This window comes from Streptomyces sp. NPDC030143 (genome assembly GCF_055573695.1).
Genome location: NZ_JBVIAY010000002.1, coordinates 423,378 through 448,058 on the forward strand (window position 1 = coordinate 423,378; position 24,681 = coordinate 448,058).

Here is a 24,681-nt window from a genome sequence, read left to right on the forward strand (position 1 = left end):
CCCGGCGTCAGCGGTCCCAGGCGTCCCGGAAGCCGCGCACCGCGGTCTGCGCCTCGGCCAGCGTGCCGGTCTGCACCTGGCGGGCGGCCTGCCCGGCGTCCGTCTCGCAGGTCTTCAGCAGCACGTGGTTGTGCTCGGGGGAGGGATAGCTCAGCCGCTTGCGGGCGTGGAACAGCGCCGCCCTCAGCGTGGCCAGCAGCCGGCGCCGCACATGGCGCTCCTCGTCGGAGGTCAGTTGCGCCGCGGCCTCGCGGATGGCCCGCGTGTCGAAACCCCTCCAGCCCTTGTAGACGATCTGCACCAGCCGGTAGCGCTTCTGCTGGATGGTGCTCTCCTCCTCCAGGTCGCCGGCCGGCGGGGCCATCGTCATCAGCGACGCCGGGATCTCGGTGTTGCTGCGCAGCCAGTCGGCGATCCGGTAGCCGTGCATGTCGTTGAAGGAGTCCGTCAGGTGCAGGTCGATCAGCGCGCCGTGCACGGACAGGACCTCGTCCCGGTCGTCGCGGATCCGCTGCTCCCACTCCGCCAGGTCCGCCACCCGCACACAGTCGTAGGCGTCGAGGATGTCGACGATCTGGTCCATGTTCTGGTCCTCGACGACGAGGAGCCGCTTGCGGTCCAGCCGGTCGAGGTCGGCCCGCAGCAGCGCGCAGCCGCGGTCGTCGGGGAACAGGGCCAGGAACTCGCCCAGTTCGGGCAGGCTCGCCAGGTCCGCGGCCCGCACCCGGGTCAGCAGGGTGTTGCGGCCCTTGACGTGCCGGTTCCACAGCGCCCGCTCCACCTGCGGGTGGTGCAGGAGCGGGTCGCCCCTCCAGTACGTCATCAGCCACGCCAGCCGGTTCGTGTCCGGCCCGGGCGGCAGGTCGCGCAGGTCGCGCAGGAAGTCCTCCGCGTCCACCCGCACCCGCTCGAAGTCCAGGACGTACGGATCGCTCGCCGAGCGGCCCCGGTCCGGGATCGGCACCCCGAGTCCGCGCAGTGCGGAGACGTGCTTCTCCAGGGCGTTGACCGATCTGATGCCCCGCCGGCGGCCGTCGGCGCTGAGCACCGACTGCAGCAGCCGCTCCGGACTGAGCCCCCGGTGGCCCGCCGCCGCGAGACAGGCGAGGACGGCGCAGGTCAGACCGCGGGGCGGGTCGAGCCGCGTGCCGTCCCGGCTGACCATCAGCGGACCCAGTACCTGGATTCTCCAGATCCCCCCCGAAAGACCCATGAATCCACCGTAGCCTCCGGCGACACCGCGCTGAGGGTTTTCCGCTCAACCATCCGCGCCCGCACGAAAACTCAGCGAGCACGCACCCCGACCGGCCCTCTGCGTCGGCACCTTGGTGCCAGGGGTTCCCGGCGCACCCGCGCCACCGGAGCCGAACACCGAGGAACAGCAGAGGAGTTCCCATGCACGAGGTACGACTCACCCGCGACGAGCAGCCGATCGAGGGCAACGTCATGGTCATCGCGCCCTTCGGCAAGAAGGTCCTGTCGGACGGCACGACGTTCGACTTCGACTGGCTCTACGGGGACGTCATCAGCCCCACGATCACGGAGGCCGGCATGACGCCGGTCCGCGGCGACTCCGTGTACGGCCCGGCGTCCGTGCTGGACGTCGTCTGGCGGGCGATCCAGCAGGCCGAGCTGATCGTCGTGGACTTCTCCTGCCGCGCGCCGAACGTGGCCATGGAGTACATGGCGGCGAAGCTCATCGGCAAGCGCATGATCTACCTCGCCCAGTCCCCCGACGACATCCCGAGCGACGTCCGCGGTCTGCGCTACATCCCCTACAGCAACCTCTACGCCGACATGTTCCGCATGCGCGAGGAGCTGCGCGTCCAGCTGGAGGCGGTCCGGCAGGAGCCCGTGCAGGAGATGGCCCTCATCCCGATGGCGACCAAGGGCACCGTCCCCGCCGGGGCGCGCGTCATCTCCGTCAGCCGCGAGTTCGCGGTGGTCAGGGCCGACGACGGCACCCACGGCGTGCTCGGCAACGAGGACGTCGACTGGTCCCGGATCGTGGCCGACATGACCCGGATGTACGCCGTCGGCGACCGGCTCGACGGCGCCTTCGAGCTCCAGCCCACCGGCGGCGCCAAGTACACCCTGATCGCGGGCCGTCCCAACCCGTGGAAGGCCCTCGCCGCGAGCCACCCGGCCGGCCACCGCTTCTCGGCAACGGTCCACAGCGTGCGGGACGCGGGCGTCTTCGTCCGGGTCGCCGACGACATCAACGGGCTGATCCCGCGCTCCACCCTGCCGCCCGGCACCGACGTGCGTCCCGGCGGCGAGGTCCAGGTCGCGGTCGTCGGGGTCGACGTGCGCCGGCGGCGCGTCACCCTCGAACTGCTCGACCGCGTCGCCCCGCCCACCCCGCTCCGGGCGCACCCCTCCCCGCCCGCGCCGCGCATCGGCGACCGCTTCGAGGGCCGCGTCCTGCGGGCCCTGCCCGAGGACAGCGGCGGATACATCCTGCTCAAGGTCGAGGGCCGCAGCCGGCCCGTCCTGCTGCACTGCTCCGCCATGAGCGAGGAGCTCCGGCAGGACCTCAACGCGGGCGAGGTCGAACGCGACGAGGTGATCGACGTGGAGGTCGTCGCCGTCGACACCGCCCGGGACAAGGTCCTGGTGCGCGACCTGCCCGAGGAGGGCGTCGAGGACGCCGCCTGAGCCCCGCTCCCAGGGCGCGGGCGCACCGCACGAGCCGACGGCGTCGCCGTCACCGGGGGACCCGAACCGGGGCCCCGGTGACGGCGACGCCGTGCGGTGTGCGCCGGGACGTGCGTGTGGACGGCGTCCCGGGCGGTCGTCCACCGCGGCGGCCCGGCTTCCGCGAGTGCCCGCCAGAGCGAGGCGGCCGAGGGGGACCCGCCCGCGTTCTCCCGACCTTGACGGTGAGCTTCTTCGCGATGTCGGGGACGGGGACGTCCTTGTCCTTCAGCGCGACGGCGAAGGTCAGCATGTCGTCGTCGATGACCTTCGGCCGTCCGCCGCGGTTGGCCCCGGAGTGACGCACGGTCGGCGGCGGAGAGGTCCTCCACCACTTCTCCGCGGTGGTGAGGGTCCGCCCGCGACGGCGGCTGTGAAAACGGCTGTCCGATAGTCGGAACGCAGTGATAGAGGTTCAGGGTGACAACGACACTCGAGTTCCCCGTTCTGCTGCGACTGATCGACGAACGGTCGACTGCCTTCCGCGCCGCGGTCGCCTCCGCGCCCAGCCTCGACGTACAGGTGCCGACCTGCCCCGAGTGGACGCTGTTCGACCTGGCGCGGCACATCGGCGAGGGGCGCCGCGACTGGGCCGCCACCGTCGCCGCAGGGCCTGCTCCGGCCAGGTCCGCAGCGGAGGGCGCCCCGGCTGCGCCTCGGGAGCGCGAGGCCCTGCTGGCCTGGTTGGCGGAGTCCACGGAGCAACTGCTGGACGCACTGCGGGAGGCCGGCCCTGATCGCGGTTGCTGGACGTGGTGGGAGACATTGCAGTCGCCGCCGACCTCCGGTGCCGTCGCTCGGCACCAGCTCCAGCAGATGGCGGTGCACACGTACGACGCCCAGATCACCGTAGGTGCCCCGCAGCCGCTGCCGGACGAGGTGGCGCTCGACGGTGTCGACGAGTTCCTGTCCACCTGCGTCGCAACGACAAGTGCCTGGCCGCACGAGCCCGCTGCCGTCGACTTCCACGCCTCCGAGGGCCGTTCCTGGCGCCTCTCCCTCTCCGCGGACGGCGCACGGTCCACCCGCCTCCCCGGGCCCGGCACCGTGCCGGCCACCGCTGCCGACCAGTACCCGGACGCGACCGCCGCCTCCGCCTCCGCTCGGGGCACGGCCGGCGAGCTGGTCCTCCTCCTGCACGACCGTATCCCGATCGACTCCCTGAAGCTCGACGGTGACCGACGTCTCTTCGAGCAGCTCAGCGCCTGGGACCCGGATGAGTAGCACGTGACCATGCGCCACCTCGTACGCCCCGGGAGGTGCCTCCCGCCGACGGCTGCAACCACCCCGTGGGGGCCTCGGGGCCGCGGGGGGAGCAGACCGTCACCCAACCCGCGCGGCCAGGTGCTCGACCACCGGCCACGGCACCGCCAGAGGGTCCTCCGGGCACAACCCGATGGAGCGGACCGTGCACATCTGGAGAGCGAAGCCGAGCCGGTTGTGATCACCACGCCGCTTCGCGATCAGTTTCCGGTCCTCGTCGTCGAGGCAGAAGAACCGCTCCGGCTCGGGCATCGTCCGCTCCTCGGTGAACATCCCGTATGCCTCGGCCTGCCCGTCGGTCAGGAATTCCGCCGGCATGCGGCAGCCGGCAGCAGGCCCCCGCCGGCGATCGAAGAGCTTCCGGAAAACCCCGCAGCAGCCCGATCGCCTGTGCTGGACGACCAAGATCAAGTGCTCCACGTCAACGGCTGTACTGGTCCCCGACGCCGGCCCACGCGGGACCCGAACCCGGCGTCATGCCCCCACCGCCGGCTCACACCGCGCGCCGCGCCCGTGTGCGGCGCGCTTAACTCCCCATGATCGGCCGAGGAGACCTCCGTGAAACGAACGTTTCGTATGGTCACGGAAGGTCGAAAACCGGGCCGATGATCGGATGGGGGCGCCAGTGGCCGCACCGGACTCGAGGACCGCCGACACCACCGGTGTGCGGACGGTCTGTTCGTACTGCGGTGTCGGCTGCGGCATGGTCCTCGACATCGGCCGCGGCCCTGACGGACGCCGTACCGTCCTGAAGGCGTCCGGGGACAAGGAGCACCCGGCGAACCTCGGCCGGCTGTGCACCAAGGGCGCGACCACCGCCGAGATGCTCGCCGCCCCGGGCCGGCTGACCACCGCCCTCGTCCGCGCGGACCGCGGTGAGGAACCGGAGCCGGTCCCCGTGGACACGGCGGTCGCCCGGACGGCCCGGCGACTGCGTGCGATCGTCGACGAGCACGGGCCCGACGCGGTCGCTCTCTACGTCTCCGGCCAGATGGGCCTGGAGGCGCAGTACCTGGCGAACAAGCTGGTCAAGGGGTACCTGCGCTCCAACCAGATCGAGTCGAACTCCCGGCTGTGCATGGCCAGCGCCGGCACCGGCTACAAGCTGTCCCTCGGCGCCGACGGGCCGCCCGGCTCCTACGACGACCTCGACCGGGCGGACGTCTTCCTCGTCATCGGCTCCAACATGGCCGACTGTCACCCCATCCTCTTCCTGCGCATGATGGACCGGGTGAAGGCGGGCGCGAAGCTGATCGTCGTCGACCCGCGCCGCACCGCCACCGCCGCGAAGGCCGACCTGTTCCTCCAGGTCAGGCCGGGCACCGACCTGGCCCTCCTGAACGGCCTGCTGCACCTGCTGCACGCGAACGGGCACACCGACCCCGACTTCGTCGCCGCGTACACCGAGGGCTGGGAGGCGATGCCCGCCTTCCTCGCCGACTACCCGCCGGCGACCGTCGCCGGGATCACCGGCATACCGGAGGACGACCTGCGCGAGGCCGCCCGGCTGATCGGCGAGGCGGGGGAGTGGACCAGCTGCTGGACCATGGGCCTGAACCAGTCCACCCACGGCACCTGGAACACCAACGCGCTGATCAACCTGCACCTCGCCACCGGCAAGATCTGCCGCCCCGGCAGCGGCCCCTTCTCCCTCACCGGTCAGCCCAACGCGATGGGCGGCCGTGAGATGGGCTACATGGGGCCGGGACTGCCCGGCCAGCGGTCCGTGCTCGTCGACGCCGACCGCGCCTTCGTCGAGGACCTGTGGGGTCTGGAGCCCGGCACGATCCGCGCCGACGGCGTCGGCAGGGGCACCGTGGAGATGTTCCGCAAGATGGCCGACGGCGAGATCAAGGCCTGCTGGATCATCTGCACCAACCCGGTCGCCTCCGTCGCCCACCGCAGGACGGTCATCGAGGGCCTGGAGGCCGCCGAGTTCGTCGTCACCCAGGACGTGTTCGCCGACACCGAGACCAACGCCTACGCCGACGTCGTCCTGCCCGGCGCGCTGTGGACCGAGACCGAGGGCGTCCTCATCAACAGCGAACGCAACCTCACCCTCGCCCGGCCCGCCGCCGACCCGCCCGGCGAGGCCACCGCCGACTGGCGCCTGATCGCCGCCGTGGCCCGCGCGATGGGCTACACGGAGGGCTTCTCCTACGACAGCGCCGAGGAGATCTTCGAGGAGATCAAGCGCGCCCACAATCCGCAGACCGGCTACGACCTGCGCGGGGTGACGTACGAGCGGCTGCGCGCCACCCCCGTGCAGTGGCCGGCCGCCACCGTCGACGGGCCCGCCCGCAACCCGGTCCGGTACGTGAACGACGACGGCTCGCTCACCTTCCCCACTCCGAGCGGCCGGGCCGTCTTCCACCCCCGCCCGCACATCCCGCCCGCCGAGATGCCGGACGACGACTACCCGTTCGTCCTGAACACCGGCCGGCTCCAGCACCAGTGGCACACCCTGACCAAGACCGCCAGGGTGGCCAAGCTCAACAAGCTGAACCCCGGCCCGTTCGTCGAGGTGCACCCGCAGGACGCGACCGCGCTCGGCATCGCCGACGGCGACTCGGTCGAGGTCGCCTCCCGGCGCGGCCGCGCCGTGCTGCCGGCCGTCGTCACCGACCGGGTGCTGCCCGGCTCCTGCTTCGCGCCGTTCCACTGGAACGACCTGTTCGGCGAGTACCTCAGCGTCAACGCCGTCACCAGCGACGCCGTCGACCCGCTGTCCTTCCAGCCCGAGCTGAAGGTGTGCGCGGTGTCGCTGACGAAGGTGTCCACGCCGGTGAACGTGCAGCCGCCGGCCGCCGAGCCGCCGGCCGTGCGGACCCCGGCGCTCGTCCCGACCGCCGTCCACCCCTCGGCCGCCTCCGTCTTCGGCCTGGAACCGGCCCCGCCGCCCGTGCTGACCGAGCGCGAACGGCAGTACCTCGTCGGCTTCCTGGCGGGCATCCCGGCCGGCGCCCCCGGCGTCCCCGTGCTGCCGGCCGACGCCCCCTTCAGCCCCGACCACGCCCTCTGGGTCAACGGCACCCTCGCCGGGATGTACTCGCGCGCCTCCGCCGCCACCGCCGTCCACCAGGCCCCCGGCCGGCAGGTCGTGATCCTGTGGGCCTCGCAGACCGGGAACGCCGAGGAGTTCGCCGCCACCACCGCCGAGCGGCTCGCGGAGGGCGGCCACACCGCCTCCCTCGTCGCCATGGACGAGGCCGACCCCGCCGCCCTGCCGTCCGGCGCCGACCTGCTGCTGATCACCAGCACCTTCGGCGACGGCGACGCCCCCGACAACGGCGCCGGCTTCTGGGACAGCCTCACCGCTCCCGACGCCGGCCGCCTGGAGGGCCGCCGCTACGCCGTCCTGGCCTTCGGCGACTCCGCCTACGACGACTTCTGCGGCCACGGACGCCGCCTCGACCACCGGCTGGACGAGCTGGGAGCCGTACGCCTCGCGCCGCGCACGGACTGCGAACCCGACTACGCGCCGCAGGCGGAGGCCTGGCTGGACCAGGTCCTCATCGCGCTCAAGGAAGCGGAGGAAGCCCGGCGCGACGCCCCGCCGGCGCAGCGCCGGGAACAGGCGCAGGCGCCCGCCGCACCCGCCGCCGCGCCCCGCTCCCGGCGTCCCGCCCCCGTCACCGCCCGCCTCGTCGGCAACCGACTGCTCAGCCTGCCCGGCTCGGGCAAGGAGGTGCGCCGCTTCACCTTCGACACCCGCGACAGCGAGACGCCCCTGCTCTACGAGGCCGGCGACGCCCTGGGCGTGCGCCCCCTGAACTCGGCGGACCTGGTTGCGGAGTGGCTGGCGGTGACCGGGCTCGACGCCCGGACGGCCGTGCGGGTCGACGGCCTCGGCGAGGTGCCCTTCGGTGAGGCCCTGCTGCGGCACCTCGACATCACCCGGATCAGCCCCGCCCTGCTGCGCTTCACCGCCGACCGCACCCGTGACCCGCGCGAACTGCGCAAGCTGCTGCGCCCCGACAACAAGGGCGAACTGGCCAAGTGGTCCTGGGGCCGGCAGGCCGTCGACGTGGCAGCCGAGTTCGGTGTCCGGGCCGACGCCCAGGAGTGGGCCGACGCGCTGGGACGGCTCCAGCCGCGCCTGTACTCCATCTCGTCCAGTCCGCTGACCGACCCCCACCTGGTCTCGCTCACCGTCTCCGTCGTGCGCTACGAGAACCTCGCCGGCCGGCTGCGGCAGGGCGTGTGCTCGCCGTTCCTCGCGGACGCCGAGCCGGACACCGGGGTGCCGGTCCACGTCCAGCGCTCCGCGCACTTCCGGCCGCCCGCCGACCCGGCCACCCCGATGGTGATGGTGGGCCCCGGCACGGGCGTGGCGCCGTTCGTCGGGTTCCTCGAGGAGCGGCGGGCTCGCGGGCACCGGGGACGCAACTGGCTGTTCTTCGGCGAACAGCGCCGGGCCACCGACTTCTACTACGAGGACGAGCTGACCGCCCTCCTCGCCGACGGCACCCTCGCCCGCCTGGACACCGCGTTCTCCCGCGACCAGCGCGCCAAGGTCTACGTCCAGGACCGGATGCGGGAACACGGCTCCCACCTGTGGGCCTGGCTCCAGGACGGCGCCCACTTCTACGTCTGCGGCGACGCCTCCCGCATGGCCAAGGACGTCGACCGGGCGCTGCGCGACATCGCCGTCGTCCACGGCGGGCTGGGCGAGACGGAGGCCGCGGCGTACGTCAAACAACTCGCCGCCGACAAACGGTACGTACGGGACGTCTACTGAGGGTCCCCCCGTGCCGATGACCCCGTCGCGTAGCGTTGCGTCGAAGAGCGCTCATATTCGGCCATCATCGGCGCGCCCCTGTTCGCTTTCCCAACAGCAACGGACAAGATCTGACGCACCCTCCGTCCGTGCAGCCGCACGGTCCCCTCGAGGAAGGTCATGGTCATGTCGCACCCGCACGTGTCGCCCATGGACCGGCCGGACCACCCCCAGCGGGTGGTCGTCAGCCGTCGTCGTCTCCTCGAAGGGTCGGCCGCCGTCCTCGGCGCCCTCGCCCTGGCCGGTCCCTCGGGCGCCCGCCGGGCCACCGCGGCGAACGCCACCCCGGAGTGGAACGGCCACATCGACGTCTTCCGGGTCGGCACCGAACCGCCGCACACCACCCTCATGCCCTACGCCGACCTGCGCCAGGCCCTGGCCGCCGACCGCACCCGCTCCCCGTACCGGCTCAGCCTCGACGGGCGCTGGAAGTTCGCCCACGCCGAGCGCCCCGACGACCGGGACGTCGACTTCCACCGCACGGACCTCGACGACTCCGACTGGGACACCATCCCCGTCCCCTCCGCCTGGCAGCTGCACGGCTACGACCGCCCGATCTACATCAACATCACCTACCCGTGGTGGGGCCCCAACGGCCGGGGCGAGAACGCGCAGCCGCCGGTCGCCCCCACCCGCTACAACCCCGTGGGCCAGTACCGCCGCACCTTCACCGTCCCGCGCGACTGGACCGGACGGCGTACCTTCCTGCACTTCGAAGGGGTCAAGTCCGCCCACTACGTGTGGATCAACGGGCAGCTGGTCGGCTACCACGAGGACTCCTACGACCCCGCCGAGTACGACATCACCGAGCACCTCAGGCCCGGCACCAACCAGATCGCCGTGGAGGTCTACCGCTACTCCGACGGCGACTGGCTGGAGGACCAGGACATGATCCGGCTGAGCGGCATCTTCCGCTCGGTCTACCTGTACTCCACCCCGGCCGTGCACCTGCGCGACTTCAAGCTGGAGACCCCGCTCGCCGACGACTACAGGGCGGCCGAGCTGTCGGTCACCGCGCACGTGCGGGACTACGGCGGCCGGGGCGCCGGCCGGTACTCCGTCGAGACCCAGCTGTACGACGCGGGCGGCCACCCGGTGTGGTCCAGGCCCCTCCAGCAGACCGTCACGCTCGGCGCCGGCGAGGAGGGGAGCGTCCGGGCCGCGAAGGCCGTGCCCCGGCCGCGCCTGTGGTCGGCCGAGCACCCGTACCTCTACACCGCCGTGCTCCGCCTGCGCGACCCCGCCGGAAAGGTGATCGAGACCCTCTCCCACCGGGTCGGCCTGCGCGAGTTCGCGCTCAGGGACGGCCTGCTGCGCATCAACGGCCGGCCGGTCTCCTTCCGGGGCACCAACCGCCACGAGATGCACCCCGTGCACGGCTCGGCCCTCACCCGCGCCGACATGGTCGAGGACATCGGCCTCATCAAGCGGCTGAACATCAACAGCGTGCGCACCTCGCACTACCCCAACAACCCGCTGTGGCTCGAACTCGCCGACGAGTACGGCCTGTACCTCGTCGACGAGACCAACCTGGAGACCCACGGCATCCGCGGCGAGTACCCCGGCAACCACCCCGAGTGGACCGCGGCGTGCGTCGCCCGCGCGCAGAACATGGTCCACCGCGACAAGAACCACGCCTCGGTGATCATCTGGTCCCTCGGCAACGAGGCGGGCGGCGGCACCACCTTCAACGCCATGCACGACTGGATCCGCTCCTACGACACCACCCGCGTCATCCAGTACGAGGGCGACGACCGCCCGGGCATCAGCGACATCCGCTCCGAGATGTACGACAGCCCCTCCCGCGTGGAGGCACGGGCGAAGGACACCGGCGACACCCGCCCGTACGTGATGATCGAGTACTCCCACGGGATGGGGAACTCCAACGGCAACTTCAAGAAGTACTGGGACCTCGTCCGCCGCCACCCGGTGCTCCAGGGCGGCTGGATCTGGGACTTCGTCGACCAGGCCCTCGACTGGCCCACGCCGACCCGCAAGCGGTTCACCGAGGCCGGGCCCGCCGCGCTGCGCGGGGAGATCGTCGCCCCCGCCGGCACCTTCAGCCGCGACGAGGGCGTCAGCGGCGGCACGGTCTTCGCCCGCGACGCGGGCCTCGACCTCACCGGATCGCTCACCCTGGAGGCCTGGGTCACCCCGCACGTCACGGGCTACCACCAGCCGATCCTCGCCAAGGGCGACACCCAGTACGCCCTGAAGCAGACCGACAGGACCCTGGAGTTCTTCATCCACGGCGGCGGCCAGTGGGCCACCGCGAGCTGGGCGCTGCCGGACGACTGGACCGGCCGCGAACACCATGTCGCGGGCGTCTTCGACGCGGACGCCGGCACCCTGACCCTCCACGTCGACGGCACGGTGCGGGCCACCCGCACCACCACCCGGCGCCCGGGCAACAACACCGCGTCCCTGGCCCTGGCCACCGACGTCGACAACCCGACCCGGGAGTTCAGCGGCACCGTGCGGCGGGCACGCGTCTACGCCCGCGCGCTGAGCGCCGCCGAGCTGGCCTCCGAGGGCCGCGGCCCCGGCGACGACGGCGTCCGGTTCTGGTTCGACGCCGCCACCGTCGACTTCACCGAGCGACGGCCCCGGGAGAAGACCTTCCTCGCCTACGGCGGCGACTGGGGCGACAACCCCAACGACGGAGCCTTCTCCGGGGACGGCATCGTCACCGCCGACCGCGGGCCCACCGGCAAGTCCGCCGAGGTCAAGCGGATCTACCAGGCCATCGGCGCGGCACCGGCCTCCGGCGGCGCGCTCACCCCCGGAGCGGCGGTCACCCTCACCAACGAGTACCTCTTCACCAGCCTGCGGGAGTTCGACGGGCGGTGGGAACTCGTCCGCGACGGCAAGGTCGTGCAGCGCGGAACGCTGAGCCGGACCCAACTGGACGTGGCACCCCTGTCGAGCAAGGACGTCACCGTGCCCTTCCGGCTTCCGGGCCGCCCGGCACCCGGCACGGAGTACTTCCTCAACCTGTCCTTCACCACCCGGGAGAGCACCCCGTGGGCGAAGGCCGGCTTCGAGGTCGCCCGGCAGCAACTCGCCGTCGACGCCGGCGCCCCGGCCGTCACCCCCGTGCCGCTGGCCGACGTCCCGGCGCTCCGCCACGTGGACGGCGACCGGTCGGTCACCGTCACGGGCGAGGACTTCTCCGTCACCGTCGACAAGAAGACCGGCGTCATCACCTCGTACCGGGCCGGCGGCACCCGGCTGATCTCCTCCGGACCGGCCCCGAACTTCTGGCGGGCGCCCACCGACAACGACCGGGGCAACGGCCAGCACACCCGCAACCAGACCTGGCGCGACGCCGGCGCCCGACGCACGGTGACCGGGGTCGCCGTCCGCGCCCTGCGCGACAGGGCCGTGGAGATCAGGGTCACCGGCACCCTGCCCACGACCACCGAGTCGGCCTACACCACCACCTACACGGTCTTCGGCAACGGCGAGATCAAGGTGGACAACACCCTGCACCCGGGCGCGGCCTCCCTGCCCTACATCCCGGAGGTCGGCACCCTGCTGTTCCTGCCCGGCCGCCTCGAGACGCTGCACTACTACGGCCGCGGCCCCGAGGAGAACCACTGGGACCGCAACAACGCCACCGACGTGGGCCTGTACTCCTCCACCGTCACCGGACAGTGGACGCCCTACCTGCGCCCGCAGGAGAACGGCAACCGGACCGACGTGCGCTGGGCTGCCCTCACCGGTCCCGACGGCCGGGGGCTGCTCGTCTGCGGGGAACCGCTGCTGGAGGTCAACGCCTCCCACTTCACCCCCGAGGACCTGTCGGTCGGCGCCCGCCACGACTACCAGCTCACCCCGCGCAAGGAGGTCGTCCTGCGACTGAACCACCGTCAGATGGGCGTCGGCGGCGACAACAGCTGGGGCGCGCACACCCACGACGAGTACAAACTGTTCGCCGACCGGGACTACGCCTACACCTACCGGCTGCGCCCGCTGACCGACGTCGGACGGGCGACGTCCGCCGCACGCCGCCCCACGGCGGCCGAGTAGACCGCCGGGGGAGCGGGGCCCGCCGATCACCCGGCGGGCCCCGCTCCCCGGTCGGTGGAACAATCCTCACCGGACCGGCACTGAAGAAGACGACAGCACCACCGAAGCCGAAGGAAGAGGAACGTTCCATGGTCGAGCAGGACGAGCGATTCGACGTCGTCGTACTCGGCGCGGGCCCCGGCGGCTACGTGGCCGCCGTCCGCGCCGCCCAGCTGGGCAAGCGCGTCGCGGTCGTCGAGGAGAAGTACTGGGGCGGCGTCTGCCTGAACGTGGGCTGCATCCCCACCAAGGCCCTGCTGCGCAACGCCGAACTCGCCCACATCCTCACCCACGAGGCGAAGACCTTCGGCATCAAGGTCGACGGAGAGGTCTCCTTCGACTACGGCGAGGCCTACCGCCGCAGCCGCAAGGTCGCCGACGGCCGGGTCAAGGGCGTCCACTACCTGATGAAGAAGAACAAGATCACCGAGTTCGACGGCCGCGGCGTCTTCCTCGACCCGCACACCCTGCAGGTGACCGACTACGAGGGCACCACCCGCACCATCGGCTTCGAGCACTGCATCATCGCCACCGGCGCCACCCCCAAACTGCTTCCCGGCACCAAGCGCAGCGCCCGCGTGGTGACGTACGAGGAGCAGATCCTCGCCGAGGACCTCCCGCAGTCGGTGATCATCGCCGGGGCCGGCGCCATCGGCATCGAGTTCGCCTACGTCCTGCACAACTACGGCGTGAAGGTCACCGTCGTCGAGTTCCTGGACCGGGTCGCCCCGCTGGAGGACGCCGAGGTCTCCGCCGAACTCGCCCGTCAGTACCGCAGGCTGGGCATCGACGTGCTCACGTCGACCCGCGTGGAGTCGATCGACGAGTCCGGCCCCCAGGTCCGGGTCACGGTCACCGCCAAGGACGGCAGCCGGCAGGTCCTGGAGGCCGACAAGGTCCTCCAGGCGATCGGCTTCGCCCCGAACGTCACCGGCTACGGCCTGGAGAACACCGGGGTGAAGGTCACCGAGCGCGGTGCCATCGACGTCGACGGCCGCTGCCGCACCTCCGTCCCGCACCTGTACGCCATCGGCGACGTCACCGCGAAACTGATGCTCGCGCACACCGCCGAGGCGATGGGCGTGATCGCGGCCGAGACCCTCGCCGACGCGGAGACCATGGAACTCGACTACGCGATGATCCCGCGCGCCACCTACTGCCAGCCGCAGATCGCCAGCTTCGGCTACACCGAGGCCCAGGCCCGCGAACTCGGTTACGACGTCAAGGTCGCGAAGTTCCCCTTCACCGCCAACGGCAAGTCGCACGGCCTCGGCGACACGACCGGGTTCGTCAAGCTCATCAGCGACGCGAAGTACGGCGAGCTGATCGGCGGCCACCTCATCGGCCCCGACGTCACCGAACTGCTGCCCGAGCTGACCCTGGCCCAGCAGTGGGACCTCACCGTCCACGAGGTCGCCCGCAACGTCCACGCGCACCCGACCCTGGGCGAGGCCGTCAAGGAGGCCGTCCACGGCCTCGCCGGGCACATGATCAACATGTGATCCGTCCGGGTGGACCCGCGGGACCGTTCACCTGAACGGTCCCGCCGCGCTCGCCGCCGCCGCGCGGGCGCGATGTCCTTCCTGGCCGGCTGCGTTCCGGTCGACCGTCCCGGCGGCGGTCGGCGTTGTGGTGATCCGTGCGCCGGCCCCCCGGCCGCACCGTGCGGGCTGACACCGCCGCCGCCCCGGGCGGCGGACGGGCGCGCTACTCGGCGTCGGTGGCGTCGCTGATGCCCAGGCGCAGGTGTTCGACGTGGTACACGGCCTGGTCGAGGAGTTCGGCCACATGGTGGTCGTGCAGGGCGTAGACGACCGACCGGCCGCGCCGCTCGCCCACCACCAGTCCCAGGTTGCGCAGCAGCCGCAACTGGTGCGAGCACGCGGACTGCTCCATGCCCACCTCGGCGGCCAACTCCGTGGCCGGCAGCGGGCCTTCGCGCAGCCGCGCGAGGATCAGCAGCCGGGAGGGGGTGGAGAGGGCCTGGAGGGTGGTGGCCACCTTGGCCACGTTGCCCGCGTCCAGGCGCACCCGCTCGGCGGTTGTGGTGGTGACGGCTCCATGACCCATGCGGACATCCTACTCATCACACATGAACGAATGAATGACTCTTCATGTGTTCCTGTATGGTGGCCGGGTGTCCACGATTCTCACCTCCCCGCCGGACGCCGCAGCCGTGGCGCAGGCCCCCCGCCGCCGCACCCGCGTCCTCGCCCTGCCCGAGGCCCGTTGGGCCCTCGCGGCCACCGTCGCCTTCCTGCTCGGCCTGGCCGTCGACATCGGCGGCGGACCGTCGTGGGTCTACGGGATCCTGTATGCGGTCGCCTATGTCACCGGCGGCTGGGAGCCCGCCCTCGAAGGCCTGCGGGCGCTGCGCGAGAAAACCCTCGACGTCGACCTGCTGATGATCGTCGCGGCGCTCGGCGCCGCCGCGATCGGCCAGGTCCTCGACGGAGCCCTCCTCATCGTCATCTTCGCCACCTCCGGCGCCCTGGAGGCCCTGGCCACCGCCCGCACCGCCGACTCCGTGCGCGGCCTGCTCGACCTCGCCCCCGACACCGCCACCCGCCTCACCGCCGACGGCGAGGAGACCGTCCCCGCCACCGAACTCGCCGTCGGCGACCTGCTGTTGGTCCGCCCCGGCGAGCGCATCGGCGCCGACGGCCGGGTCGAGGACGGCGTCAGCGAGGCCGACCAGGCGACCATCACCGGCGAACCCCTGCCCGTCGTCAAACGCCCCGGCGACGAGGTCTACGCCGGCACCCTGAACGGCACCGGAGCCCTCCGCGTCCGCGTCGAACGCGACCCCGCCGACTCCGTCATCGCCCGCATCGTCACCCTCGTCGAGGAGGCCTCCCGCACCAAGGCGCCGACCCAGCTGTTCATCGAGAAGATCGAACAGCGCTACGCCGTCGCCGTCGTGGCCGCCACCCTCGCCGTCTTCGGCGTGCCCCTCGCCTTCGGCGCCGACCTCACCGACGCCCTGCTGCGCGCCATGACCTTCATGATCGTCGCCTCCCCCTGCGCGGTCGTCCTCGCCACCATGCCGCCGCTGCTGTCCGCCATCGCCACCGCCGGCCGGCACGGCGTCCTGGTCAAGTCGGCGGTGGCCATGGAGCGCCTCGGCGAGATCGACACCGCCGCCCTCGACAAGACCGGCACCCTCACCGAGGGCGCGCCCGAGGTCACGGACGTCAGCCCGCTGCCCGGCTCCGGCCTCGACGAGGACGCCCTCCTCGCCCTGGCCGCCGCCGCCGAACACCCCAGCGAGCACCCGCTGGCCCGCGCCGTCGTGGCAGCGGCACGGGCGCGGGGCCTGCGGATCCCGCCCGCCGCCGACTTCACCGCCACGCCCGGCCGCGGCGTCACGGCGACCGTCGAGGGCCGCGAGGTGAGCGTCGGCCGCGCCGACACCGAACGCGCCCGGGCCCTCGGCGGCGCCGGCACCGTCGTCCTGGTGCGGGCCGACGGCACGCCCGTGGGCACCCTCACCCTCACCGACCGCCTCCGCCCGGCCGCCCCCGAGGCCACCGCCGCGCTGGCCGCCCTCATCGGCACCGGCCCCGTCCTCCTCACCGGCGACAACGCGCAGGCGGCCGCTCGGGTCGCCGAGGCCACCGGCATCACGGACGTGCGGGCGGAACTCCTGCCCGAGGGCAAGGTGGACGCCGTGCGCGACCTGCACCGCGCGGGCCGCAAGGTGCTGTTCGTCGGGGACGGCGTCAATGACGCGCCCGCCCTCGCGGCGGCCCACTCCGGGCTGGCGATGGGCCGGGCCGGCTCGGACCTGGCCCTGGAGACGGCGGACGCCGTCGTCGTGCGCGACGACCTCAGCGCCGTCCCCGCGGTCGTGCGGCTCTCCCGCCGGGCCCGTCGGCTGGTGGTGCAGAACCTGGTGATCGCCGGTACCTTCATCACCGGCCTCGTCCTGTGGGACCTCCTCGGCCACCTGCCCCTCCCGCTCGGAGTGGCCGGTCACGAGGGATCGACCGTCCTGGTCGGGCTGAACGGACTGCGGCTGCTGCGCGAGCGCGCCTGGCGGCAGTGACCCGCCGGACGGGCCCGTACGAACAGGTGATCGGCGGGGCCGCTGGACACGGGAGGTTGATGTCGGATTCCCGCTAGCACCCGCTCGGCCGGTGGTCGATGCTGGACGCATGCAGAACGGGATGTACACCGACCGGGAGCGCTGTGTGCGCGCCGTGCAGTCCAAGGACGCACGGTTCGACGGATGGTTCTTCACGGCGGTCCTGACCACCGGCATCTACTGCCGGCCGAGCTGCCCGGTCGTGGCGCCCAAGCCGGAGAACATGACGTTCCAGCCGAGTGCCGCGGCCTGCCAGCAGGCCGGCTTCCGCGCCTGCAAGCGCTGCCGGCCCGACACCAGCCCCGGCTCCCCGGAGTGGAACCAGCGCGCCGACCTCGTCGCCCGCGCCATGCGGCTGATCGCCGACGGAGTCGTCGACCGCGACGGCGTGCCGGGCCTGGCCGCCCGCCTCGGCTACAGCACCCGCCAGGTCGAACGCCAGCTCCTCGCCGAACTCGGCGCCGGCCCGCTCGCCCTGGCCCGCGCCCAGCGCGCCCAGACCGCACGGCTGCTCATCGAGACCACCGAACTGCCCATGGCGGACGTGGCGTTCGCCGCCGGCTTCGCCTCGATCCGCACCTTCAACGACACGGTGCGCGAGGTGTTCGCGCTCGCCCCGAGCGAGCTGCGCGCCCGCGTCCCCAAGCAGAGCCCCGGCCGTCCCGCGGCACCGGGGACCATCCAACTGCGGCTGCCGTTCCGCGCCCCCCTCAACCCCGACAACCTCTTCGGCCACCTCGCGGCGACGGGCGTGCCGGGAGTGGAGGAGTGGCGGGACGGCGCCTTTCGGCGCACACTGAGGCTGCCCTACGGGCACGGCATCGTGGCGCTCACCCCGAACCCCGACCACATCGGCTGCCGCCTCACCCTCAGCGACCTGCGCGACCTCACCGTGGCCATCAGCCGCTGCCGTCGCATGCTCGACCTGGACGCCGACCCGACGGCCATCGACGACCAGCTGCGCACCGACCCGCTGCTCGCGCCGCTGGTCGACAAGGCGCCGGGCCGTCGCGTGCCCCGCACCGTGGACGAGGCCGAGTTCGCCGTCCGCGCCGTCCTCGGCCAGCAGGTCTCCACGGCGGCGGCCCGCACCCACGCCGCCCGACTGGTCACCGCGCACGGCGACCCGGTCGAGGACCCGGAGGGCGGCCTCACCCACCTCTTCCCCACCCCCGGCCGGCTCGCCGCGCTCGACCCAGAGTCCCTGGCGATGCCCCGCACCCGCCGCGCCACCTTCACCACTCTCGTCTCCCAACTCGCCGACGGCAGCCTGCACCTGGGGGTGGAGAGCGACTGGGCCGAGGCCCGCGCCCGGCTCCTCGCCCTTCCGGGCTTCGGCCCCTGGACGGTCGACGTCATCGCGATGCGGGCCCTCGGCGACCCCGACGCCTTCCTCCCCACCGACCTCGGCATCCGGCGCGCGGCCCAGGAGCTGGGCCTGCCGTCCACCCCGGCCGCCCTCACTGCCCGGGCGGCCGCCTGGCGCCCCTGGCGGGCGTACGCGGTGCAGTACCTGTGGGCGACCGACAGCCACCCGATCAACTTCCTGCCCGTGTGAGGAAAATCCGTGAAGCAGCACACCGTCATCGACAGCCCGTACGGCCCCCTCACGCTCGTCGCCGACGACGGCGTCCTGTGCGGCCTCTACATGACCGAGCAGCGCCACCGTCCGCCGGAGGAGAGCTTCGGCCCCCGCGACGACAGCCTCTTCGCGGAGGTGGAGGAACAACTCGAGGCCTACTTCGCGGGTGAGTTGAAGGACTTCACCCTCGAACTGCGCCTGCACGGAACGCCGTTCCAGCGCACGGTCTGGGCCGAGCTCCGGAGGATCCCCTACGGCGAGACCCGTTCCTACGGCGAACTCGCCGAGGCCCTCGGCAACCCCACCGCCTCCCGGGCCGTGGGCCTCGCCAACGGCAAGAACCCGATCGGCATCATCGTCCCCTGCCACCGCGTGATCGGCGCGAGCGGCAGCCTCACCGGCTACGGCGGCGGCCTGGCCCGCAAGCAGCGCCTGCTGGACTTCGAGAGCGGAAGGACCGAGGCGGCCCTGTTCTGACGCGAACGCGACGGCGGTGGTCAGCGCCGGGGCCCGCGCCTGCGGCGTGATCCGAGGGACGGGCCCCCGGGGCGTGTTTCGAACGTCCCGTCCGGCCCGCGGGGCGGACGACGCCACTCTCGAAACACGCCCTGTTCGACGCACGCCCACCGCACGCCGGCGACCACGCCCAGCACCCAGACGGGAGCGATCCACCTCCACCCCGTCGCCCGCCGCACCGACGGCAGCAGCCACAACGCCGTCGCCGTACCGGACGCCCCGACGGCGAGCAGACAGGCCAGGACGACGGCGGCATACGCGCCGTCGTCCCACGGCCCTCTCGGGCGGATCGTCAGGGCGACCTGGCAGAAGAACGCGGCGACGAGCGTGAGCAGGGCCAACGGCACGGCGAGGACCCGCCGCGACACCCGAGGTCCTCATCCGGAAGCGCCGGGCCGGTCATCGCGCCGGTCCGCCCTCCTCGCCCAGCCGCTCCAGCAGCGCCGGCAGGGCGGTGCCGATCGGCTCCCGGACGACCTCGTCCGCGAGGTCGTCGTACGGCGTCGGCTCGGCGTTGACAATGACGAGCCGCGCACCGTGTTCGGCGGCGATGCCCGCGAGGCCCGCCGCCGGCTGCACCTGGAGGCTGGTGCCCACGGCGATGAACACCTGGCAGGCCTGGGTGATGGCGACGGCCTGGCCCAGCACCACCGGGTCGAGCCGCTCGCCGAACATCACCGTCGCCGCCTTCAGGATCCCGCCGCACTCCCGGCACGGCGGGTCGTCCTCCCCGGCCTCGACCCGGGCCAGCGCGTCCTCCATCGACGTGCGCGCGGAGCATCGCGTGCACACCACGCCGCGCGCCGTGCCGTGCAGTTCGAGGACCTTGCGGGCGGGCATCCCGGCCATCTGGTGCAGCCCGTCGACGTTCTGGGTGATCACCCGCACCGGCACCCCGGACCGCTCCAGCGAGACGATCGCCCGGTGCGCGGCGTTCGGCTCGGCCCGCAGCGCCTGCTGCGCGCGCCGCATCCGCCAGGACCGCCGCCGTATCTCCGGATCGCCCATGTAGGGCGCGTACGTGACGAGCTTCTCGGCCTCCGGGTCGCGCCGCCACAACCCGTTGGGGCCACGGTAGTCGGGGATGCCGGAGTCCGTGGACACACCGGCCCCGCTGAGGACGGCGACGAGGGGCTTGGTCATGTCACCGAGAGTAGGACGGCCGATCCGGCCCGCGCGAACACATATCGAACGGGCCGGCCCGGTGCCGCCCGCCCCGCCATGGCCGAGGTCAACATCTCCCTCGACGCCGAACCCGTCGTCGAGGCCATGGTGCTCACGGGCGTGGACGACCCGCAGGACGCCGTCGAACTCGTCCTCCGCGAGCACATCGCACGCGGTCGCCGCACGGAGGGCAGCCACCACCACCCGCGACGAGGCACTGCCCGGCGTGGACGCCAGGGCGCGCGACACGCAGCGCTGAGGGACCACGGGCGGCGGCGAGCACCGGTGGGAGCCCGGCGGCCAGGCCCAGCCGCACGCCGGTCGCAGCCGGGGCCGGTCGGGTGACCTCGCAGGCCGGTCCCGCCCGGCGGGTCAGGGCACCTCGCACACCGGGCTTCCGCTCCGGCGGTGAAGCCACCCGCACGCCGGTCTTCCCCTCAGCCGACCAGGCCCCCGCCGCCGGTCTCCCGCTCCGGCGGTCAGGCCACCCGCACGCCGTTCTCCAGTTCCGCCGTGCCCGCTCCCTCCGCCAGCACGTCCAGCGCGGCCAGTACCCGCCGGCCCAGTCCGCCCAGCAGGTACTCGGTGAGTTCCTCGCGCGGCACCAGCCGCCAGGACAGCAGCTCCTCCTCCTGCAACCGGATCGCCTTGAGGTCCTCCTCGTCCAGGACCCCGCCGTCGTACACGTACGCCACCAACGGCGGCCGCCCCGGTCCGGGGACCCAGTCCACCGCGAGGAGCCGGCCCGGCTCGCGGTCGAGGCCGATCTCCTCGAGTGTCTCCCGGCGCGCGCCCTGACGCGGGCTCTCGCCGTCGTCGGACTCGATCGTGCCGCCCGGGAGCGCCCACCCCTCGCGGTAGTTCGGCTCGACGAGCAGCACCCGCCCCTCGGCGTCACGGAACAGCGCGGCGGCGCCGGCCAGGACGCGGGGCAGGGAGGCGATGTAGGCGGCGAAGTCAGTCTCAGCAGTGCTCACCTGGGCAGGGTAACCAGCTTGCGCGCCCGCAGTCCGGAGTGCACGGAAGCACGGACCGGGCATGATCAGCCCACGTCCGCCCCCACCAGCCGCACCGTCCGCTCCGCCAGCTCGCTGATCCGCACCCCGTCGAAACCGAACACCGCGCTGCGCACCGTGTCCCGCAGGGGCTCCGTCCACTGGACGGGGATCGCCTGCGCCCCCGTGAGGACGCCGGCCACCGACCCGGCCGTCGCGCCGTTGGAGTCGGTGTCCAGGCCGCCGCGGACGGTGAGGGAGATGGTCCGGGTGAAGTCGCCGTCGCCGTAGAGGAGCCCGGCGGTCAGGACGGCGGCGTTCGGGACGCTGTGGATCCAGCCCAGGCCGGCCGTCTCCTGCGCGACCGTCGTCAACGTGTCCTCCCACGTCATGCGGGTGTCGTGGAGGGAGACGACGCGGCGGACGGTCCGGGCCAGACGGCTGCTCGCCGGGATCACCAGCAGCGCCTCCTCCACGGCCTGCCGCACGGTCGGCGCCGTGAACGCCGCCGAGATCAGCGCGGCCGCCCACATGGCGCCGTACACACCGTTGCCGGTGTGGGAGAGCACCGCGTCCCGGCGGGCCAGCGAGGCGGCGCGGCGCGGGGCGCCCGGGCAGGTCCAGCCGTAGATGTCGGCGCGGATCAGGGCGCCGATCCACTCCTGGTAGGGGTTCTCGTAGGTCGCCGTCAGCGGCGGCTTGAGGCCGTCGGCGAGGTTGCGGTAGGCCGCCCGCTCCGCCGTGAAGGTCTGCAGGTACGGCAGGCGCAGCAGCCACAGCTCGCCGACCTGCTCGGTGGTGAAGGCGAAGCCGTGCGTCTCCAGGAGGTCCAGGCCGAGGATGGCGTAGTCGATGTCGTCGTCGCGGCAGCTGCCGTCGATACGGCCGCGCACGCACTGGCGCCACTCCGGGCGCAGCGGCGGACCGTCGTCCCCGGCGGCCGGTTCGGGCAGGTAGTCGGTGAGCGGCAGGGCCGCGGCCCGCCGCAGGTAGCGGTCGATGGTGTCCCGCGTCCACAGGTCGCCCTGCTCGACCGGTTTGCCCAGCATGTTGCCGGCGATCCGGCCGAGCCAGCCCCCGAGGACGCGGTCGGCGAACTCTGTCTCGGTGCCCACAGGGGTCATGGTTGCGGTGTACCCATTCCGGCGGCGGACGCCCGGGGTCCGGACGGGGCATGACGGCGGGGGCGTCCTCCGGTTAAGGTCACTGCGGCGCGACCGGCCCCGACCTGTGCGGGGCCCGGAGAGCAAGGGGATGGCAAGGTGGCGGACGCTGCAGCGCAGGGCACCCGCAGGGTGCTCGTGGCCGCGGACAAGTTCAAGGGGTCGCTGACGGCCGTACAGGTCGCCGAGCGGGTGACGGCGGGACTGCGCCGGGCCGTGCCGGACGTCGAGGTCGAGGCCCTCCCGGTCGCCGACGGCGGCGACGGCACCGTCGACGCGGCGGTCGCGGCCGGCTTCGAACGCCGGGAGGTGCGCGTCGCCGGGCCCCTCGGGCAGGAGGTCACCGCCGCGTTCGCGCTGCGCGGCGACACCGCGGTCGTCGAGATGGCGGAGGCGAGCGGCCTGCAACGGCTCCCCGCAGGGCTCTTCGCGCCCCTCACGGCGTCCACGTACGGCTCGGGCGAGCTGCTGCGCGCCGCGCTGGACGCGGGTGTGCGCACGATCGTGTTCGGCGTCGGGGGCAGCGCGACCACCGACGGCGGCGCGGGCATGCTGTCCGCGCTCGGCGCGCGCCTGCTGGACGAGGCGGGCGAGCCGGTCGCCCCGGGCGGCGACGGCCTCGCGGGGCTGGCCCGCGCGGACCTCACGGGCCTGGACCCGCGGCTGTCCGAGGTGGAACTCGTGCTCGCCAGCGACGTCGACAACCCGCTGACCGGCCCCAAGGGCGCGTCGGCGGTGTACGGGCCGCAGAAGGGCGCCTCGCCGGACGACGTCGAGACGCTGGACGCGGCGCTCACCCACTACGCGAAGGTCCTGGAGACGGCCGTCGGAGCGCGGGCCGCGGAGTTCGCCGCCGCGCCCGGCGCGGGCGCGGCGGGCGGGATCGGCTACGGCGCGCTGCTGCTCGGCGCCCGCTTCCGGGCCGGGATCGACGTCATGCTCGACGTGCTGGGCTTCGCACCGGCGCTGGAGCGGGCCTCCCTGGTCATCACCGGCGAGGGGTCTCTCGACGAGCAGACCCTGCACGGAAAGGCCCCCGCGGGCGTCGCCGCGGCCGCCCGCGCGGCCGGCAAGGAGGTCGTCGCGGTGTGCGGGCGGCTCGCCCTGCCGCCGGAGGCCCTGGGCCGGGCCGGCATCCGGCGCGCCTACCCCCTGACGGAGATCGAGCCGGACGTCGCGAAGTGCATCGCGGACGCGGGCCCGATCCTGGAACGCGCGGCCGAACGGATCGGCCGCGACTTCCTGAGCTGAGCCGAAGACGACGGCACCGAGAGTCCCCCGCCCCGCCGCCCCCTCGGCGCCCTCGGCCGATCAGGCCTCGTCCGTGATCGCCGAGGGGCCGGCCGGCACGGGCTCCGCCTTTCGGCGTACGAAGTCGGGTGGCGGGTGGGCGGAGGCCCGGGGGTCGGGGGCCAGCCCCCGGTCCGGTCCGCGTCGGCCGCCGGGCCCCGGACACAGCGAGGGTCCCGGACACAGAGAAGGCCCCGGACCCATCCAGGTCCGGGGCCCCACTCGGCGGAGCGCTACGGCAGCTGCGCCGCCCGCGCCTCCCGCCGGTTGTCGCGGAAGTTGTTCACCCGGCGGGCCGTGGCGAACAGCGGGATGACGGCGCCCATGACCAGCTGCAGGGCGCAGCCCGCCTGCAGGAGCAGCTCGCCGCTCGGGGCGTCGAACGCCCAGGCGGCCAGCAGCCCCATCGACAGCACGATCCAGCAGAGCATCGCGCCGGCGAGGCGCCCCCGCGGCTTCGGGTATTCCACCCGGCTCACCATCAGCCAGGCGGTGCCCAGGATGGCGAGGAGCGTCGCCTCGAAGGGCAGCTCCAGCAGCACGATCGAGACGACCGTCAACGCGCCGAACGGTGAGGGCATGCCCTGGAACATGCCGTCCTTCAGGGTCACGCAGGAGAACCGTGCGAGTCTCAGCACGACCGCCAGCAGAACGACGATCGCGCCGAGCGCCGCCACCCGTTGGTGCGCGTCGTTGGCGACCATGCCGTAGACCAGGACGAAGTACGCCGGTGCCAGCCCGAAGCTGATCAGGTCGGAGAGGTTGTCCAGCTCCGCGCCCATGGGGGAGGAGCGCAGCTTCCTCGCGACCAGGCCGTCGAAGAGGTCGAAGACCGCCGCGCACAGCATCAGGATGACCGCCGTGGCCGCGCTGTGGCGGGCCATGCCGGACTCCTGGCTGCCGGTGATGTGCGGGATCAGGATGCCGGTGGTGGTGAAGTACACCGCCATGAAGCCGCACGTGGCGTTGCCGAGGGTGAGGGTGTCCGCTATCGACAGGCGGAGGGAGAGGGGCATCTCCTCTTCTTCGTCCACCTCGTCGGCTTCGGGCACCCAGCCCGCCTGGGTCTCCGG

The 24,681-nt window shown here is 73.0% G+C and carries 16 protein-coding genes and 1 pseudogene; 9 read left to right on the top strand and 8 right to left on the bottom strand.

Annotation, left to right across the window (positions count from 1 at the left end):
* Nucleotides 1-7 precede the first annotated feature (7 nt).
* Entirely contained in the window at nucleotides 8-1,213 is a 1,206-nt protein-coding gene (locus ACZ4YY_RS04970) for a hypothetical protein (RefSeq protein WP_468283905.1), read from the bottom strand.
* A 182-nt stretch (nucleotides 1,214-1,395) separates the two neighbouring features.
* Between ACZ4YY_RS04970 and ACZ4YY_RS04975 the strand changes: the two genes are divergently transcribed.
* Together ACZ4YY_RS04975 and ACZ4YY_RS04980 are read left to right on the top strand one after the other, a co-directional pair.
* Nucleotides 1,396-2,658, top strand: a complete 1,263-nt coding sequence (locus tag ACZ4YY_RS04975) for a S1 RNA-binding domain-containing protein (RefSeq protein WP_468283907.1) — start codon at nucleotides 1,396-1,398, stop codon at nucleotides 2,656-2,658.
* A gap of 459 nt (nucleotides 2,659-3,117) precedes the next feature.
* A complete protein-coding gene (locus ACZ4YY_RS04980) occupies nucleotides 3,118-3,921 on the top strand; it encodes a maleylpyruvate isomerase N-terminal domain-containing protein (protein WP_468283909.1) in 804 nt (267 codons plus the stop codon).
* Between the two features lie 102 nt (nucleotides 3,922-4,023).
* Here the strand turns inward: ACZ4YY_RS04980 and ACZ4YY_RS04985 are convergent.
* A pseudogene (locus tag ACZ4YY_RS04985) lies at nucleotides 4,024-4,278 on the bottom strand (DUF4158 domain-containing protein); the annotation flags it as partial.
* Between the two features lie 295 nt (nucleotides 4,279-4,573).
* Between ACZ4YY_RS04985 and ACZ4YY_RS04990 the strand changes: the two are divergent.
* From ACZ4YY_RS04990 to lpdA, 3 genes are all read left to right on the top strand, one after another.
* Complete coding sequence (locus ACZ4YY_RS04990; protein ID WP_468283911.1) at nucleotides 4,574-8,701, top strand: molybdopterin-dependent oxidoreductase; 4,128 nt, start codon at nucleotides 4,574-4,576, stop codon at nucleotides 8,699-8,701.
* A gap of 165 nt (nucleotides 8,702-8,866) precedes the next feature.
* A complete protein-coding gene (locus tag ACZ4YY_RS04995; protein WP_468283913.1) occupies nucleotides 8,867-12,772 on the top strand; it encodes a glycoside hydrolase family 2 TIM barrel-domain containing protein in 3,906 nt (1,301 codons plus the stop codon).
* Nucleotides 12,773-12,900: 128 nt separating this feature from the next.
* Nucleotides 12,901-14,313, top strand: coding sequence for a dihydrolipoyl dehydrogenase (lpdA, locus tag ACZ4YY_RS05000; protein ID WP_468283915.1), 1,413 nt, complete (start codon nucleotides 12,901-12,903; stop codon nucleotides 14,311-14,313).
* Nucleotides 14,314-14,518: 205 nt separating this feature from the next.
* Here lpdA and ACZ4YY_RS05005 read toward each other — a convergent pair whose 3' ends face one another.
* A complete protein-coding gene (locus tag ACZ4YY_RS05005; protein WP_468283917.1) occupies nucleotides 14,519-14,881 on the bottom strand; it encodes an ArsR/SmtB family transcription factor in 363 nt (120 codons plus the stop codon).
* Nucleotides 14,882-14,915: 34 nt separating this feature from the next.
* Here ACZ4YY_RS05005 and ACZ4YY_RS05010 point away from each other — a divergent pair, with 34 nt between their 5' ends.
* The 3 genes from ACZ4YY_RS05010 (at nucleotide 14,916) to ACZ4YY_RS05020 (ending at nucleotide 18,957) form a co-directional block, all read left to right on the top strand.
* The gene (locus ACZ4YY_RS05010) at nucleotides 14,916-16,859 is read left to right on the top strand and encodes a heavy metal translocating P-type ATPase (RefSeq protein ID WP_468283919.1); all 1,944 of its coding nucleotides are present in this window, start codon (nucleotides 14,916-14,918) and stop codon (nucleotides 16,857-16,859) included.
* 121 nt (nucleotides 16,860-16,980) lie between these two features.
* Nucleotides 16,981-18,456: an AlkA N-terminal domain-containing protein gene (locus ACZ4YY_RS05015; RefSeq protein WP_468284352.1), complete on the top strand. Its 1,476-nt coding sequence runs from the start codon at nucleotides 16,981-16,983 to the stop codon at nucleotides 18,454-18,456.
* Between the two features lie 9 nt (nucleotides 18,457-18,465).
* Entirely contained in the window at nucleotides 18,466-18,957 is a 492-nt protein-coding gene (locus ACZ4YY_RS05020; protein ID WP_468283921.1) for a methylated-DNA--[protein]-cysteine S-methyltransferase, read from the top strand.
* A gap of 20 nt (nucleotides 18,958-18,977) precedes the next feature.
* On the opposite strand, the gene ACZ4YY_RS05025 is transcribed toward ACZ4YY_RS05020, so the two are convergent.
* The 4 genes from ACZ4YY_RS05025 to ACZ4YY_RS05040 form a co-directional block, all read right to left on the bottom strand.
* Nucleotides 18,978-19,364: a hypothetical protein gene (locus ACZ4YY_RS05025; protein ID WP_468283923.1), complete on the bottom strand. Its 387-nt coding sequence runs from the start codon at nucleotides 19,362-19,364 to the stop codon at nucleotides 18,978-18,980.
* A gap of 31 nt (nucleotides 19,365-19,395) precedes the next feature.
* Entirely contained in the window at nucleotides 19,396-20,139 is a 744-nt protein-coding gene (locus tag ACZ4YY_RS05030; protein ID WP_468284354.1) for an SIR2 family NAD-dependent protein deacylase, read from the bottom strand.
* A gap of 500 nt (nucleotides 20,140-20,639) precedes the next feature.
* Nucleotides 20,640-21,137: an NUDIX domain-containing protein gene (locus ACZ4YY_RS05035; protein ID WP_468283925.1), complete on the bottom strand. Its 498-nt coding sequence runs from the start codon at nucleotides 21,135-21,137 to the stop codon at nucleotides 20,640-20,642.
* A gap of 65 nt (nucleotides 21,138-21,202) precedes the next feature.
* Complete coding sequence (locus tag ACZ4YY_RS05040) at nucleotides 21,203-22,279, bottom strand: ADP-ribosylglycohydrolase family protein (protein WP_468283927.1); 1,077 nt, start codon at nucleotides 22,277-22,279, stop codon at nucleotides 21,203-21,205.
* A gap of 138 nt (nucleotides 22,280-22,417) precedes the next feature.
* Here ACZ4YY_RS05040 and ACZ4YY_RS05045 point away from each other — a divergent pair, with 138 nt between their 5' ends.
* Nucleotides 22,418-23,569 carry a glycerate kinase gene (locus ACZ4YY_RS05045; protein ID WP_468283929.1) on the top strand — a complete coding sequence of 384 codons (1,152 nt, stop codon included), beginning with the start codon at nucleotides 22,418-22,420 and terminating at the stop codon, nucleotides 23,567-23,569.
* Between the two features lie 272 nt (nucleotides 23,570-23,841).
* On the opposite strand, the gene pssA is transcribed toward ACZ4YY_RS05045, so the two are convergent.
* Nucleotides 23,842-24,660, bottom strand: a complete 819-nt coding sequence (gene pssA, locus ACZ4YY_RS05050) for a CDP-diacylglycerol--serine O-phosphatidyltransferase (protein WP_468284356.1) — start codon at nucleotides 24,658-24,660, stop codon at nucleotides 23,842-23,844.
* Between the last annotated feature and the right edge of the window lie 21 nt (nucleotides 24,661-24,681).